The organism is Fredinandcohnia onubensis, assembly GCF_002734285.1.
GTDB classification, from domain to species: domain Bacteria; phylum Bacillota; class Bacilli; order Bacillales; family Bacillaceae_L; genus Ferdinandcohnia; species Ferdinandcohnia onubensis_A.
In genome coordinates this window covers 155,319-172,274 of sequence record NZ_NSEA01000015.1, presented here as the reverse complement: position 1 = coordinate 172,274, position 16,956 = coordinate 155,319, and the positions used below count along the sequence as shown (strand labels likewise).

The 16,956-nt window shown below is 38.4% G+C and carries 14 protein-coding genes and 1 riboswitch; of the genes, 11 read left to right on the top strand and 3 right to left on the bottom strand.

Annotated features, from left to right (window positions below; translation table 11 throughout):
• Nucleotides 1-127: 127 nt before the first annotated feature.
• The 3 genes from CKJ95_RS16040 to CKJ95_RS16030 form a co-directional block, all read right to left on the bottom strand.
• Nucleotides 128-1,021 (bottom strand): cation diffusion facilitator family transporter, encoded by an 894-nt coding sequence (locus CKJ95_RS16040; RefSeq protein ID WP_099354459.1) that lies wholly within the window; start codon nt 1,019-1,021, stop codon nt 128-130.
• 256 nt (nt 1,022-1,277) lie between these two features.
• Nucleotides 1,278-2,678: an APC family permease gene (locus CKJ95_RS16035; protein WP_099354458.1), complete on the bottom strand. Its 1,401-nt coding sequence runs from the start codon at nt 2,676-2,678 to the stop codon at nt 1,278-1,280.
• Between the two features lie 114 nt (nt 2,679-2,792).
• Complete coding sequence (locus tag CKJ95_RS16030) at nt 2,793-3,899, bottom strand: CdaR family transcriptional regulator (protein WP_099354457.1); 1,107 nt, start codon at nt 3,897-3,899, stop codon at nt 2,793-2,795.
• A 148-nt stretch (nt 3,900-4,047) separates the two neighbouring features.
• Here CKJ95_RS16030 and CKJ95_RS16025 point away from each other — a divergent pair, with 148 nt between their 5' ends.
• The 11 genes from CKJ95_RS16025 to CKJ95_RS15975 all read left to right on the top strand — a co-directional run bounded on the left by CKJ95_RS16025 (nt 4,048) and on the right by CKJ95_RS15975 (nt 16,948).
• On the top strand, nt 4,048-5,217 hold the full coding sequence (locus CKJ95_RS16025; RefSeq protein ID WP_099354456.1) for a glycerate kinase: 1,170 nt from the start codon (nt 4,048-4,050) through the stop codon (nt 5,215-5,217).
• The gene (locus tag CKJ95_RS16020) at nt 5,195-6,304 is read left to right on the top strand and encodes a 2-keto-3-deoxygluconate permease (protein ID WP_099354455.1); all 1,110 of its coding nucleotides are present in this window, start codon (nt 5,195-5,197) and stop codon (nt 6,302-6,304) included. Before CKJ95_RS16025 ends, CKJ95_RS16020 begins: the two co-directional genes overlap by 23 nt.
• 81 nt (nt 6,305-6,385) lie before the next feature.
• Complete coding sequence (larA, locus tag CKJ95_RS16015; RefSeq protein ID WP_099354454.1) at nt 6,386-7,654, top strand: nickel-dependent lactate racemase; 1,269 nt, start codon at nt 6,386-6,388, stop codon at nt 7,652-7,654.
• A 48-nt stretch (nt 7,655-7,702) separates the two neighbouring features.
• On the top strand, nt 7,703-8,002 hold the full coding sequence (locus CKJ95_RS16010) for a UxaA family hydrolase (protein ID WP_099354453.1): 300 nt from the start codon (nt 7,703-7,705) through the stop codon (nt 8,000-8,002).
• Between the two features lie 13 nt (nt 8,003-8,015).
• Nucleotides 8,016-9,164, top strand: coding sequence for a UxaA family hydrolase (locus tag CKJ95_RS16005; RefSeq protein WP_099354477.1), 1,149 nt, complete (start codon nt 8,016-8,018; stop codon nt 9,162-9,164).
• Between the two features lie 150 nt (nt 9,165-9,314).
• Nucleotides 9,315-9,497, top strand: a riboswitch (Lysine riboswitch).
• A gap of 98 nt (nt 9,498-9,595) precedes the next feature.
• Nucleotides 9,596-10,432 carry a transporter substrate-binding domain-containing protein gene (locus CKJ95_RS16000; RefSeq protein WP_099354452.1) on the top strand — a complete coding sequence of 279 codons (837 nt, stop codon included), beginning with the start codon at nt 9,596-9,598 and terminating at the stop codon, nt 10,430-10,432.
• A gap of 65 nt (nt 10,433-10,497) precedes the next feature.
• Nucleotides 10,498-11,244: an amino acid ABC transporter permease gene (locus CKJ95_RS15995; RefSeq protein WP_099354451.1), complete on the top strand. Its 747-nt coding sequence runs from the start codon at nt 10,498-10,500 to the stop codon at nt 11,242-11,244.
• An 18-nt stretch (nt 11,245-11,262) separates the two neighbouring features.
• A complete protein-coding gene (locus CKJ95_RS15990) occupies nt 11,263-12,006 on the top strand; it encodes an amino acid ABC transporter ATP-binding protein (protein WP_099354450.1) in 744 nt (247 codons plus the stop codon).
• 268 nt (nt 12,007-12,274) lie between these two features.
• A complete protein-coding gene (locus tag CKJ95_RS15985) occupies nt 12,275-12,640 on the top strand; it encodes a DUF2294 domain-containing protein (protein WP_099354449.1) in 366 nt (121 codons plus the stop codon).
• 151 nt (nt 12,641-12,791) lie between these two features.
• Nucleotides 12,792-14,294: an NADH dehydrogenase subunit 5 gene (locus tag CKJ95_RS15980; protein WP_099354448.1), complete on the top strand. Its 1,503-nt coding sequence runs from the start codon at nt 12,792-12,794 to the stop codon at nt 14,292-14,294.
• A 68-nt stretch (nt 14,295-14,362) separates the two neighbouring features.
• Nucleotides 14,363-16,948 carry a DUF2309 domain-containing protein gene (locus CKJ95_RS15975; RefSeq protein WP_099354476.1) on the top strand — a complete coding sequence of 862 codons (2,586 nt, stop codon included), beginning with the start codon at nt 14,363-14,365 and terminating at the stop codon, nt 16,946-16,948.
• Nucleotides 16,949-16,956: the final 8 nt, after the last annotated feature.

Sequence of the window (16,956 nt, the reverse complement as noted above, 5' to 3'; positions counted from 1 at the left end):
ATTGAATAGTCAAGCATTTGAAGAGTACCTATTAAAAGGAATCAACATGTAACGTGATTCACTGTCCTGCGACACAAAGAAAAGAAGTAAAATCAAAATTAATTTACTTCTTTTCATTAAAATTTTCTTATTCAATCATCATTAACTTGTCATTTCCAATTGGCTCGACATGGACATGAACATCGTGAACGTTATATTGGTTCATCAACATTTCCTCCACATTAGATGCTATTTCATGTGCCTCGGTAATATCTAAATTATTAGGAACAGAGATCACAACATCTACAGTATTGCTATTTCCATATGTTCTTCCTTTAATATCTTTTACTTCTAAAACTCCCTTTACATTCAAGATTGTCTGTTTATACTCTTCTAAAGCATGTATATCGAAGCCATCAGTTAAGTAATGTGAGGATTCTCTAAAAATATCCCATCCTGTCTTACATATCAATAATCCAACAACTAATGCTGCCACTGGATCGAGCCAAGGTATGCCGAATTGAGAAGCTAAAATACCAATTGCAGTACCAATACTAACCCAAGCATCCGAGAGGTTGTCTTTAGCTGCAGCCATAACTGCATGACTTTTTACTTTTGTAGCTAAATTTTTATTATAGCGGTAGACCAAGATCATAATAAATGCGGAAAAGAATCCCGTCCAAGCTGCTATCATATCAGGCGATTCAGCTTTGCCATTAAAAACAGAAGTAGCTGCACCGTATAAAACCTGAAGACCTACAGCTATCATAATTATGGCGGTGATTAATGATGCAACAGATTCAGCCTTCCAATGGCCATAGGGGTGATCTTCATCTGCTGGTTTTTGAGAAAGTCTTAATCCAATCAATACTGCAATAGAGGCAATTATGTCAGTTGTATTATTTAAACCATCGGCTTTCAGCGCTTCTGAACCTGCTATATAACCAACGACTAGTTTTAAACATGATAAAAGTATGTAAACGGCAATACTTAAAATTGCACCACGTTCCCCTAACTTTAAATCTCTATACCTCTGTTCCATTTATCTTCCTCCAATAATAAGCATTGAAATTCATTGTACCAGAGGGGTTTCGAGTTAGTCTACGGCAACGTTTTTGTGCGAAAACAGTAAAATACAGGTTAGGCAAAAGTTTTGAGGGAGGGAAACTTTTGTGGTGAAATGATTGATATATCAATATAATATATTTGCCTATTCATTTGTTCCTTTTATTAATTCTAAGGGACGATTTTTAACCACAAAAAAATGAGCATACGTTATGACAACGTATGCTCTCTTCTTATCCTTCTAATTCTTTATTCATTACGCTATGCTTTTTGCCATAGACAAAATAGAAAAGTAATCCAAATACAAACCAAACACCACAAGCAATCCAAGTAAAGACGGAGAGCTGGGTCATTAAAAATAAACATAATAGGAATGAAAGAATCGGTAAGATTGGAAAGAACGGTACTTTAAACCCATCGGATGGTAGACTCTTATTTTTTCTTAAGTAAAGAATACCAATTGAGACAACAGTAAATGCAAGTAATGTTCCCATATTTACTAGTTCTGCTAGCTTAGATAACGGAATGAAGCCGGCACAAAAAGCTACAATCGATGCAAATACCCATGTGTTTTTAACGGGTGTTTTATGTTTTTTACTAAGCTCATACATACTTTTCGGCATCAATCCATCACGGCCAAACGCATAAAGAAGTCTAGTTCCTCCGTATGACATAACGAGTATAACTGTCATCATCCCAACAACAGCCCCAAGTGAAATAACACCAGCCACCCAATCTTGATGAACGATTTGCATCACGTAACTAACTGGATCACTTACATTTAGCTTTGTGTAAGAAACCATCCCAGTCAAAACAAGGGAAACAGCTGCATAAAGTATTGTACAAATAAATAACGAACCAATAATTCCCACTGGCATATTACGTTGTGGGTTCTTTACCTCTTCAGCAGCTGCCGAAACAGCATCGAACCCAAGATAAGCGAAGAAAACTAAGGCTGCCCCACTTATCACGCCATTCATTCCGAAGGGCAAGAATGGTTGCCAATTAGCAGGCTCTACATAAAAAATACCTACTCCAATAAATAAGAGAACAACACCTACTTTAATAAATACCATAATCGTATTAATTTTCGTAGATTCTCTTATTCCGAGTGTTAATAAATAAGCAGTGGCAAAAATAATGACTATAGCTGGTATATTAATATAAGTTCCATCTGCTGGATTAAAAGAACCTGAAATGGCCTTTGGAATGGTAATATTAAAGCCTTCTAATAAAGCACTTAAATAGGCAGACCAACCAGTTGCAACTGCTGCAACGGCTAAGCCATATTCCAATAGTAACGCCCATCCAACTAACCAAGCGACTACTTCTCCAAATACAACGTAAACATACGTATATGCACTACCCGTTACTGGTACGGATGAAGAAAATTCTGAATAGCACAAAGCTGCCAATGCGCAGACTATCGCAGCAATAATAAATGAAAAAACGATACCTGGTCCTGCGTGCCCCGCAGCTACTGTCCCAGGAAGAATGAATATACCCGTTCCTACAATGGCACCCACTCCAAGTAGCATTAAATCAAAGGCACCTAATGTTTGTGGTAGCTGGATATCTCCCTTATTTTTCAGTAACTCTGCGAGATCCTTTTTCCTAAATAATATATCTTTCATGCTAACCCTCATTTTTTGAAAATATGTACAAATTCTATATGTATATGAATAAAAGGTCAATCGTTTTTGTCGAATTACCAATATTTTTGTCGAATTATAAAAGCTCTCCACCTTTCACTGCGGGGGAGAGCTAGTTCCATTATGTAGCCAAATGACCATTTGTAATAGAAAGGCATCATGAAAGTTTTGTGGGTCATAGCTGCTTTCTGTTTTTATTTTGTTAAGACGGTAAATGAGAGTGTTGCGATGGATGTAAAGTTTTTTCGCAGTTTCCTTTATATTTAAATTCGAGTCAAAGAATGCTTGAAGCGTATCTAAATGATTGATAAGGTCACCCTTACTTTCTAGTATTCTTTCGGAAAACTGTTTTGCGAGCTTTGGATCAATTTGGTGAACGAGTGCCTTCGGTTCAATGTCGGTATAGGAAATGATCTTTTGTTCAGGTTTACTGATGGCTAAGGCAATTTCACATTCATGATAACCCTGATTAATGTGTAGAAGGTCGTGAATTAGTGGAGAAAATGCTAAACGAACGTGAACCTTCATTTTTTCAAATTCTTTACAAAGGGAAGTAAACTTCTTTTTTGCACCTTCGTGGGTTACCCCAGTTAATAGCAACAGTAATTTATTTCCATGAACAAATCCTGCCAACACCTCACCTTTTTCAACCACTTCTTCTGTGTTTTTAATAAGCAAGTGACTCGAAAGAGAATAATCAAATATCTCAATTAAGCTAACGACGAAAGGACCAGTAAGCTTCATCTTGAGTAGGCTAAGCCAGCGTTCAATATTAATTGTGTTCGGTTTCTCCTTCAAAAGCTCTTCGATAATCGTTTCTTTCGTTTTTTGGCGCCATTCCGTTTGGGAAGCCATGTAAGCTTGCTTAATCATTAATTCGGCCATCATTTTAACAAGGCCTCCACGGTCTCCTATTATGTGAGGTTCCCCTGTAATTCCGATGACTCCGACAACCTCATCATGAAAATGAATCGGTAAATTAATTCCTTGCTGTGTTCCACGAAGTTGGCCTTGATTTTCTGATGTAATTTCAAGTGTCTTTCCAGTTTTAACAACTTCTAATGCACCTTCGTGGATCCAATCTAGACGTGAGGGGTCACTCGTTGCAATAATAACTCCTTCTTCATCCATGATATTGATATTCAGGTTCATGACCTTCGAAGTTTCTTTTACTAACATCTCAGCAATTTCCCTAGTAATCATTTAATTCTCCTCTTGGTTATTGAATACAAAAAATCGTTCGAATTTATATAATTATTTGTATTCTACATATAAAGAAGAATTGATGCAAGTACATTATAATTAAATAAACAGAATATTGTAAGCGTTTCCGTAAAGGGAGGGATATAAGATAAAGATCATTATTGCGCCAGATTCCTTTAAGGGCAGTGTAACTGCAATGGAAGCGGCCTTATCAATTGAAAAGGGAATAAAAAATGCTTATCCGAATGCAGAAACAAAGTTAATACCTGTGGCGGATGGGGGAGAAGGAACGATGGAAAATCTCGTTTCTTCGACGAAAGGACATAAAGTTTCAGTGACTGTAACAGGTCCCCTTGGTAAACCAATCGAAGCATCTTTCGGGGTGCTAGGTGATAACGAGACATGCATTATAGAAATGGCTAGTGCATCCGGTTTGGATTTAATTAGTCGTTCTGAGCGTGACCCTCTTACTGCAACGACGTTTGGTACAGGGGAATTAATTAAGAAAGCGCTTGATGATGGGTATCGAAATTTTGTCTTAGCCATTGGTGGATCTGCCACAAATGATGGTGGTGTTGGGATGCTGCAGGCTCTTGGTATGCAAATTCTAGACAAGTCAGGAAAAGAAATTGATTTTGGTGGAGGTGCATTAAACCAAATTCATGAAGTACTTATAGATCAATTTGATAAACGGATCCAAGAAAGTCATTTTTTAATTGCCTCTGATGTGGAAAATCCACTCGTGGGTGAAAAGGGAGCTTCTCATGTGTTTGGACCACAAAAAGGAGCTACAGATGAAATGGTTCGTATCCTCGACGAAAATCTTACTCATTGGGGCAATGTAGTGGAACAAGTAACGGGGATCCGGTTGCATGAAAGCCCGGGAGCTGGGGCTGCAGGCGGAATAGGTGGAGCCTTTCAAGCATTTTTTCCATCCACTATGAAAAGAGGGGTAGATGTCGTTATTGAATACTCCAAGCTCGAAGAAAATCTTAAAGGGGCTGACCTTGTCATTACTGGGGAAGGGCAGGTAGATTTTCAAACAGCTTTTGGAAAAACTCCCATGGGGGTTGCCCAAACAGCAAAGAAGCTTAATATTCCAACGATCATTATCGCGGGTTCCATTGGTGAAAGAATTCAAACCTTATATCAATATGGAGTTATAGGGGTATTTAGCATAATAAATCGTCCAATAAACTTAGACGAAGCGATGAAAGAATCAAAAAAATTGTTAGAACTTACAGCTGAGCAAGTAAGCCGCACTTATTTTTTCAATAAAGAGGGGGTAAATGGGAATGAAAATCAAGCAAACAATTGAGAAAGTACCAGGTGGATTGATGGTTGTACCTTTAATGTTAGGGGCGTTATTTAATACAGTCGATCAAATGCACATCCCAGCAGTTATGAGTGCTTTAAAATCTTTAGGAGTTGCTCAAACTGCTGATGGTTATTATGAGTTTCTACGTATTGGCGGATTCTCTGAACAATTATTTAAAAATGGTGCATTAACATTAATTGCATTATTCCTTTTTTGCGCAGGTAGCCAGATGAATCTTCGGGTCGGTGGGATTGCCTTGAAAAAAGGTGTATTGCTGACAACATCAAAATATTTAACTGGGCTTGCTGTTGGACTATTGTTTGGATACTTTTTTGACCCAATGAATGGTTTACTTGGTTTATCGACATTGGCAATCATTGCTGCAATGACTAATGGAAACGGTGGGATGTATGCAGCCTTAACAGGTCAATATGGAAACAGGTCGGATGTAGGTGCTGTTTCTGTCCTATCATTAAACGATGGACCGTTTTTTACTTTAATGTCACTGGGCCTATTAGGTTCCAAATTCCCAATTATTTCTTTTATCGCAGTATTACTACCGATTGCTCTAGGAATGCTTCTAGGGAATCTTGACCCTGAAATTCGTGAATTTTTGGCTCCAGGAGAAATCTTACCGGTTCCATTCTTTGCATTTGCACTTGGTGCAGGAATGAACTTTATGACATTCTTCAACCCTAGCGTTGTTGGCGCTGGATTACTTCTAGGAATTATGACAACCGTATTAACAGGATTAACGGGTATTCTCGTGTTTAAGCTGTTTAGAGAGAAAAGTCAAATTGCGCCGGTGGCTGAAGCCTCTACAGCGGGTAATGCTGTAGGTACACCGGCAGCAATTGCAGCGGCTGCGACTGTTGCAGCTGGTTCTGGTATGATGAGTGCTGCTGAAGCTCAAGCCTATCAAGATATTGCGAACATAGCTACGATGCAAATATCAATATCTGTATTAACGACGGCCATTCTTTGTCCAATCGCTGTTATACTAATGGATAAATACCAAAGAAGTAAAGGAATTGATGCAAAACTGGAAAATCCCGGAGCGCCAAAAGACCCTGGAGTCCCAGTATAAAAACCACGCTCCACCCCTGGCCAATTAAGAGGCTAGGGGTTGTTATTTATTAAAACATCATGAGTTAAAAAGGAGAAAAAAATGCAAACAACATTACTTTATGGAAAAGACAATTTAACTATTAATGTACCAGATGATTCTCTTATTTTAGAACCACAAAACCCCTCAGGTCTTGAGGATGAAATGGGGGCATTACAAGAAGCCCTCAAAAATCCAATTGGATCACCTCCTTTAGCAGAAATGGTGAAAGCAACTGACAAAGTAGCTATCGTCATTAGTGACATTACACGGCCAACGCCTAATGAAAAACTTGTTCCGGCTTTAATAAAGGAATTAAACCATGTTCCGCTTGAAAACTTTGTGATAATTAATGGAACGGGAACGCATCGTGATCAAACGGAGGAAGAATTCGTTCAAATGTTAGGGCAATGGGTTGTTGATAACGTTCGGATTATTAATAACCATTGTCATGATAAAGAAACACTTGTCAAAGTAGGGCATAGCAAATTTGGTTGTGACGTTTATTTAAATAAAGAATACGTTGAAGCAGATTTTCGAATCGTAACCGGTTTTATCGAGCCTCACTTTTTTGCTGGCTTTTCAGGTGGACCAAAAGGAATCATGCCTGGGATTGCAGGAATTGAAACGATCATGACCTTCCATAATGCAAGAATGATTGGTGACCCGTTAGCAACATGGGGAAATATGGTGAATAACCCTCTTCAGGAGATGACAAGGGAAATTAACATGATGTGTAAACCGCATTTTATGCTGAATGTCACTTTGAATCGTGATAAGCAGATTACAAATGTGTTTGCTGGGGAACTAATTGCCGCCCATGACAAAGGTTGTGAGTATGCAAAAGAGCACGCAATGACGAAATGTGAACAGCGTTTTGATGTAGTCATAACATCAAATTCTGGCTATCCACTCGATCAGAATCTGTACCAGGCTGTAAAAGGTATGAGTGCTGCTCATAAAATTGTGAAAAAAGGGGGAGCGATCATTGTCGCTTCAGAATGTTCAGATGGGCTTCCAAGCCATGGGAATTACGCGGACATCTTAAAAATGGCCAAGTCTCCACAAGAAATCCTAGACATGATCAATGACCCAGAGTTTAAAACATTTGACCAGTGGCAAGTACAAAAGCAGGCTGTTATTCAAGTATGGGCGGATGTGTATGTCTATTCACTACTAACAGACGAGCAAGTGACACAGGCAATGTTGAAGCCAACACACAATATTGAACAAACGTTAGAACAGCTTAAAGAAAAGTATGGAAAAGACATGTCTGTAGCGGTATTACCGTTAGGGCCATTAACGATTCCATATGTCGATTCTGAGGATTAAAAACTCGAAATGCGATTTGCACCTTTCAAAATAAAGGAGGGCTGAGTCATGTCTCAAAGTTTTTCAGCTGTATTAATGAATGAGAGAGATAATGTTGCGACCGTTTTAGTAGATTTAGAGGCTAAAATCTTTGTTACTGCTTCATATGGTGATAGGAAAATTGATGTAAAACTCTTACACTCAATACCCTTTGGGCACAAATTTGCCGTTGATTCTATTAAAAAGGGTGAAAAGATTTATAAATACGGTGAAATCATAGGTGTTGCTTCATGTGATATTGAGATAGGGGAGCATGTCCATGTACACAATCTTGAAGGAACACGTGGTAGGGGGGATATAAGTGAATAATCAAGAATATTTTATGGGGTATAGACGTCCAGATGGAAAAGTTGGGGTTCGTAATCATGTATTGATTCTTCCAACTATCACATGTGCGACACAAGCAGCATACCAAGTTACCCAGATGGTACATGGGACTGTTAGTTTTATTCATCAACATGGTTGTACACAGGTTGGAGTGGATTATGATCAAACCTTCCGAACCTATGTTGGTGTAGGCCTTAATCCAAATGTGTATGGTGTAGTCGTACTAGGTTTAGGCTGTGAAACACATCAAGCAAGAAGTGTTGCAGAAGAGATTGCTAAAAGCGGAAAGCCGGTTGAGACTGTTTCCATTCAGGAAAATGGAGGTACCTTACAAACGATCGCTAACGCAGCCAAAATTGCAGCGAAGATGGTACAGGATGCCTCTGCAATTATGAGGGAGCCTTGTCATGTCAGTGAATTGATCGTTGGAACGGAATGCGGCGGTTCGGATGCATGTTCTGGCTTATCAGCAAACCCTGCAGTTGGCCATGTGAGTGATTTAATTGTAAAAGCAGGTGGAACGGCAATCCTTGCAGAAACTACAGAATTAATCGGAGCCGAACATTTACTTGCTAACCGAGCGGTCGATGACCGTACCGTAGAAAGAGTATATGAAAAGATTAAGCAGGCAGAAGGTCGAGCGCTCATGATGGGGATCGATATCCGGACAGGTAATCCTACGCCTGGAAATATCGCTGGAGGGCTAAGTTCACTTGAGGAAAAGTCACTTGGAGCAGCTACAAAGTCTGGCACAAGTCCGCTTCAAGAACTAATTGAATATGCAGACATTCCAACTAAAAAAGGGCTTGTCTGGATGGATACTCCAGGGCAGGACATTGAACAACTAACAGGAATGGTCGCAGGAGGTGCACAGGTAGTCCTCTTTACAACTGGTCGTGGTACGCCAACGGGATCACCAATTGCTCCTGTTATTAAAATTTCAACAAATACACCTATGTTTAATAGTATGAGAGATAATATGGATTTGAATGCTGGAACTATTATTGAAGGAAAAGAAACAGTTCAATCAGTTGGACAATCTATCTTTGATGAAATTAAATCTGTCTCGTCTGGTAAACTAACAAAATCAGAAATTTTGAAGCAAAACGACTTTGGTATTTGGAGAATTGGACCAACCTTTTAGTCTTATGTTCTATGACGATTTATGTGTTTACATGTGGCGAATAGTTTCTGGCTAGTGTGAATTACTAGATATTGCTAATGAATAGTGGTTGACGGATATATAGATGTTATTGTAGTATAAAAACACAATTTAATAAGGCCTCACTTTTACTAGTGAGGTAGAGGCGCGATATTTAACAGTCTTTAGTGGAGTTTGAGGAAACAGTGATGCTAAGGAGAAGGAAATGTCGCCGAAGTTTGTAATACCCTCAGTATTACATGCTGGGTCTGTAGTTAAGAGCTGCAGGACTGTCTCAATAAACTATCCGGTTTATTGAGTTGAGCTATCTCATATGGGATAAAGAGAGGACTTTAGGGCAAACTTACTGCGACCTGAGTATATCTCAGGTCGTTTTTTTGTCGGAATTTTTAAGAATACGGAGGAGAAACAGCATGAGAAGCAAATTAACATTATTTCTTGTATTACTAATTTCTAGCATTCTATTATTAGCGGGGTGTGGAACAAGTACTAGTTCGGATTCTGGGTCATCAGAAGATAATACTTTTAAGGTAGGCCTTGAAGCTGGATATGCACCGTTTAACTGGACTCAAAACGATGATTCCAATGGTGCAGTAAAAATAGATGGTTCTGCAGAGTATGCAGGTGGATATGATGTAGAAATTGCAAAAAAAGTAGCTGAAGGTTTAGGTAAAGAATTAGTGATTGTTAAAACAGAGTGGGATGGTCTTGTACCAGCATTAACATCAGGTAAAATTGACGCAATCATAGCTGGTATGTCACCAACAGCAGAACGAAAAGAAACAATCGACTTTTCGGATAATTACTATACTTCAAATTTAGTTATGGTTGTGAAAAAAGGCATCACTTATGAAGGTGCTACTTCTATCCAAGACTTTAACGGAGCAAAAATTACGGCTCAATTAAATACATTCCACTATACAGTAATCGACCAAATAGAAGGTGTCGAAAAGAAAACGGCAATGGACAACTTCCCAGCAATGCGAGTAGCTCTTGAATCAGGAATGATTGATGGTTACGTATCAGAACGTCCAGAGGGTATTAGTGCTTCATCTGCTAATGAAAACTTTGTAATGGTTGAATTTGAAGAAGGATTTGAAACATCAGAAGATGATACAGCAATTGCTGTCGGACTTCAAAAGGGCAGCGAATTAACAGAAAAAATAAATGAGACTTTATCAGGTATTTCAGAAGAAGAACGTACAAGCATTATGGATTCGGCTATTCAAAATCAACCAGCAGCAAAATAAAAAATACAGGGAACCGACTGTATATCAACATGCAGTCGGTTTTATAGGGCAAAGGAGGAGAAACAATGAGTTTTGAGTGGGTCATTAAAATTATCATCGAAAACTGGCCAATGTTCCTTCGTGGTGCGGGTTTAACACTTTTGATCGCTCTTATCGGGACGATCTTTGGGGCAATGATTGGATTGCTGGCAGGAGTTGTCCGTACAATTCCAATGCCCGAACGTGGAGTGAACAAACTATTTTTAAAAGTCATTAATGCCATCCTCTCCATCTATATTGAATTCTTCCGTGGAACACCTATGATTGTACAAGCGATGGTTATTTATTATGGTTCTGCGTTAGCATTTGGGATAGATATGAATGTTTTTGTTGCAGCGATCATTGTTGTCTCGATTAATACAGGCGCATATATGGCTGAGTATGTTCGTGGTGGGATTGTATCGATTGATAAGGGACAGTTTGAAGCAGCACATGCGATTGGAATGAATCATTTCCAAACGATGTGGAACGTTGTATTGCCACAAGTTATACGTAATATTCTACCTGCAACCGGTAATCAATTTGTGATAAATATTAAAGATACCTCCGTTCTGAACGTGATTTCAGTAACCGAATTATATTTCGTGACAAAATCGATATCAGGCAATAACTTTAGATATTTTGAATCATTTTTCGTAGCATGTATGATTTATTTTGTGATGACCTTCATTGTTACAAGAATTCTACTATACTTTGAAAGAAAATTAGATGGTTCTGAAAACTATACGATGATTGGGAACGATCACCCTATACAAGTTAATCAACAACAATAGGAAGAAGGAGGAGAGAACATGGAAAAGATTATTGATATTCAACATTTAAGCAAATCCTTTGGCACTCATGAAGTACTAAGAGATATTGATTTCTCGGTGAATAAAGGAGAAGTTGTCTCCATCATCGGTTCCTCCGGATCTGGTAAATCAACTCTTCTTCGTTGTATTAATCTATTAGAAAGACCTAGCGGCGGGCAAATTATCTATCAAGGTGAAAATATTTTGGATAACAAGCATGATGTCGCTACCTACCGAAGACATTTAGGAATGGTCTTTCAACAATTCAATTTATTCAATAATCATAATGTCCTAAGCAATTGTGTAGTAGGGCAACTAAAAGTATTGAAACGCACGAAGGAAGATGCGGAAAGAGTTGCGATGAAATACTTGAAGGTCGTTGGCATGGATAAATACATTAACGCCAAGCCAAAGCAATTATCTGGTGGACAAAAGCAACGTGTAGCGATTGCAAGAGCACTTTCGATGGAACCAGATGTGATGTTATTTGATGAACCAACATCAGCACTTGATCCAGAAATGGTAGGAGAAGTCCTAAAAGTCATGAAGGAACTTGCTGAGTCAGGTCTTACGATGTTAATCGTTACGCACGAAATGGAATTTGCAAAAGAAGTATCGGATCGAGTCGTATTTATGGATAAGGGAGTTATTGCTGAAGAAGGAAGTCCAGAGCACATCTTCAATAACCCAACCCAAGCTCGTACGAGGGAATTCCTAAAACGTACAATCGTACAAGCCTATTAAAAAAATAAATAGAATCAATCATCTGTCAATTTAATATTGACAAGTTGACCATTTTCAATTAAATTATTACTTAGATTAATAACCGAGTGATATTATTTACCTTCTGAATGATAATAAAGAGCTTTAGCATTTTATTAATGTAGAATTGGTAGAATGAAGAAGCAATCTTTTTGTATTTAGAAGTACAGAATAAGACAAATCGGTATATTTTTAGACTTAGAGGGAATAGTCTGGAAATATACCGATTTTTTGTTTAGGGGGAAGTTTCTTGAAAAAAACAAAAGGGTCTATCGAAGCAGAAATTAGCAAAGCGATTACTCATTGGGAAAAGGATTTTCTAGGTCGTGGATCTGTTTCCGTTAAAACAGATATTCTCCGTGATATGATAATCGTTTATTTACAAGGTATATTAACTCCTGCGGAATATGCTGTTTGTCAAACAAAGGATGGCATGCTATCAATTAAACATACTCGGTCCGGGTTAGTTGAATCTGGTTTAGATGGTTTAAAAGAAATCATCTTATCCATAACTGGAGAAGAAGTAAAAAGCTTTCATACTGATTTAAGTACTCGTACTGGAGAACGAGTTATCGTATTTAAGTTGTTTAATGATCTAGAGAAAGAATTAGTTTAGGGAGATTTTTAAAAGACTTTATGAGTCAGTTAAAAATAAACCGAGAACTAGTATCAGTGGTTACTACTGCTGGTACTAGCTCTCGGTTTTTTTATTTAATAGCTTTATTTTTACTATTTTAGTTCGGTCCATTTTGACGGAGGGAAGTTTTATGATTTCGAATAGCATATCCATACTACTTACCTTATTTTTTATCGCACTTTTATTATCTGTGGTAAGTGGATTCGTATTCTTATCCAAACGGGTACCCTTGGGGTATGTGCGGATACACATTGGGATCATTTCATTACCCGCTTTGGTGTCATTATTGATTCTTTTAATGAACAATTTGAATCACAATGTTGGCCCCTTGCACTTGGATTCCTTAGCTTGGCTTATGGCATGTTTTGTTCTTACGATAGGCATTGTCATCCAACGCTTTTCTGTACGGTATTTACATGGAGATCGTTCTTACCGGAAGTACTTTGCATTCTTCACACTCATTACAAGTACTGCTTCTGTTTCCTGGTTAAGTGATGACCTTCGTTTGATGGTCGGTTGTTGGGGAATCACTCTTATAGGGTTAACGATTCTTATAAGTCTAAAGAGGGAGTGGAAGGTAACGAGAGTAGCAACAAGACTTTCTGTTCAGGTATTTGCAGGTAGTTGGTTGGCTCTTCTTTTTGCGATCATTTGGCTTTCTCAAATTACAGGCAGCTGGAAGCTATCTTTCATCTTGACTAATGAAAGTCTGACACATATAGGTACATGGGAAAAGACAGGAATAAATCTATTGTTAATTTTCGCTGTAATCATTCCAGCAGCTCAATGGCCATTTCAAAAATGGTTAATTGAATCTGTTGTTGCTCCTACACCCGTTTCTGCAATCATGCATGCTGGAATTGTAAATGCGGGCGGAATTATCCTAACACGATTCTCGCCGTTGTTTAATGGGGATAAAGCTCAGATTTTATTACTCATCCTCTCCATTATTTCTGTCTTAATCGGTAGTGGAATAAGTTTGGTACAAGTTGATTATAAACGTCAATTGGTGGGTTCTACAATCGCGCAGATGGGTTTTATGCTGATTCAATGTGCATTAGGTGCTTATTCAGCAGCCATTATTCACCTTATATTTCATGGTATTTTTAAGGCTACACTTTTTTTACAAGCTGGTTCGGCAATACGCCGGATTGAATTCTCTTCTAATGTGACTAAACGATCGTCCATTTTATGGATTTTCACTGGTTATGGATTAGGTTTACTTACAGGGATTGCTTATTGGAGGATGTCGTCTAGTGGGCCATATGACATTGTGACTGCATTGATAGTAGGGTGGTCCTTATCATTTTCTTGGATGCAGTTGGTTGTCTTTTGTAAAGGAAAAATTGATAGATTGGCCGGTCTTTTCCTTTTGGGCGGATCAGCAACAGTCTACTTTCTTTTACATAGTTTTTTTAAAGAATGGTTATACACACCCGTTATTCAAAGTCTTCAACTACCAATGCCAATCGTGTTCATTGTCGTTTGTCTATTGATACTTGGTAGTGTAATAGGCGCGCTCGCTTCTCGATATCCTACTTCTCCCTTTTTCTCTGTGCTGTTTCTTTGGTTAATAAAGTTTGGAGAAGGTGAGGCGAAGTCTACCGAAAGTCATCCAAGCTATCTTAAATAAATCACTTTCATAAGGAGGTTGTTGGTGTGACGGTATCCTCTACATTACAAACAGAAATAAACATACAAATGGATCAACAAAAAGAAATTGATACAGTGATTGATATAAAAACGTTAGTTTCTTCAGCAAGTAGAGTAATAGCACCACTTGGACCTATTTCAACATTTGCGGCTCGTCATCCCTGGGTGGGACTGGAAGATTTAACATTTGAAGATGTTGCTAACTGGTTAAAAACCACCCGAAATGTAGAAATATACCCTAGTACTTCAATGATCCAATCGGCTAAAAATCACGGTGAAATTGATGAAGTTTTTTTAGAAAATGGCTTGCAGCATTGGCTTAACTCACATTCTCTTAAAATCCCTCGGAAAGAGGCTGAATGTTTTTGTCGAGTTTCTCTAGAATTGGATTCGATGTCTGAAAATCCTTCTTCATCAATAGAGGTAAAAAAATTAATAGAAAATACAAGAAAGCGAAATATAGAACTTTCCAAGAATATTCCGATACAGCCCTTAAGCATGTATATAGAACACAAGGATGGTGGGAATGTAACGGAAGAGCTAGATCATCATGTGATTAAATGGTGTAAGTTATATCTGGATGAATCTCAGGCAGGCTGGTCAATTCCGAAGCATAAAGAGGGATTTTATCGAACCTGGCAAAGACTTATCCAGCATGACCCTGCATTACGTAAAAACCAACGTAAAATGTTTAGAAACTGGCCACAAGATGCAGAGACGGCTTTGGAAGTCGTATTATCAGCTTTTAAAATTCCTCAATCAAAGATACAAAATTACCTTGAAGGACATTTGCTATCTTTGCCTGGTTGGGCAGGGATGATGCTTTGGCGTTCTCAACAATCTCAACACGAACAATCACTTTTAGTAGAATATTTAGCCGTTCGAATTTCGATGGAATGGGTTCTAGTGAATCCTTCACTTCCTTTGCACAAAAATAGCGTAGAGAAAAAAGTTCAACTTGATTCACTTATAGAAGCCTGGATTCAGTATGGTGGGCTAACAATTGAGAAATGGTTGAGGATGTCTACTACACAACAAGAAGAATATTTGACATTTGCCTACACGTTTAATGAAAAGATTCGAAAAAAATTGTGGCTTGAGGCTTGGGAACAAACATATACAGATCAATTGAAAAAGAAAATCTTTGCTAAACAACAAGTGAAAAATGAAACGAATTCCGCATTAGCCCAATTTGCGTTTTGTATAGATGTCCGTTCAGAAACCTTTAGACGGTATTTAGAGAAAGAAGGGCATTTTGAAACATTTGGTGTCGCTGGTTTCTTCGGATTACCAATTGAAACACGTGAACTTGATTGTAAACATACCCATGCCTCATTGCCCGTCATGCATAAGCCAAAACATAAAATAGAAGAAAGATTGGATACAAATGAACTAACGCAATACCAACAACGTAAACAAGCGTTAGACTCTGTAGCGTATACGTTTAAAACGATGAAACAGAATGCACTTCCAAACTTACTTTTACCTGAAGTAAGTGGACCATGGCTTATGATTCAAACGCTGAGCCGTAGTTTTCTACCCCGAAAAGCGGGACATTTCATACGTAATCTTCGAGAATCATGGTTACGGAAACCAGAAACAAATCTCACCCTTCATTCTGTTGGGAACAATGAATCTGAGATTTCAGTAGGTTTTTCTAAGGAAGATCAAGTCAATTATGTTCGTCAAACACTTAAGATGATGGGGCTGACTAAAAACTTCGCACCATTAATTGTGATTTGTGGACATGGAAGTCAAAGTACAAACAATCCGTACGCAGCTTCTCTTGATTGTGGTGCTTGCGGTGGAGCGTCAGGAGCGTTCAATGCTAGGGTTCTTGCAAATTTGTGCAACATGCCAGAGATAAGAAATGCACTTTTAACTGAGGGCATTGAAATTCCAGTTGAAACGGTGTTCGTTGCAGCTGAGCATAATACAACGGTGAATGAACTGAAATGGATTTATGTTCCCCAATTATCAAGGCTAGCTCAGGAATCGTTTGATCGTATTGAGGAAGTCTTACCTAGCGTAAGTCATCAAGCAAATGCAGAATGTATATCACACTTACCGACTATCGATACTTATTGTAAAAATCCAAAGGCAGAGGCTCATCGGATAGCAGAAGATTGGAGTGAAATACGTCCTGAATGGGGGTTGGCTCGTAATGCAGCTTTTATTATAGGAAAGAGAGAGCTGACCCATCATTGTGATTTAGAAGGAAGAGTTTTTCTTCATAATTATGATTGGGAGCAGGATCACGATGGAGAGATTCTCTCAAACATCATTGCTGGGCCAGGAACCGTAGCCCAATGGATTAACTTACAGTATTATGCATCTACCGTTGCACCACACTTCTATGGGAGTGGGAATAAAGGAACACAAACGATAACCTCCGGACTCGGTGTTATGCAAGGTGTTGCAAGTGATTTATTACCCGGACTTCCTTGGCAGTCTGTGATGAAGTCCGATGAAGAGGCTTATCACGCTCCCATTCGTTTGCAAATCGTCATTCAAGCACCGAGAGAGTATGTGAAAAGATTATTAGAAAATGATGATGTGTTTAATCGAAAAGTTCAAAATGGATGGGTTAGGCTTGCATGCGTTACTCCCCAATGCGATTGGGAAAACTATTAAAATTGAAA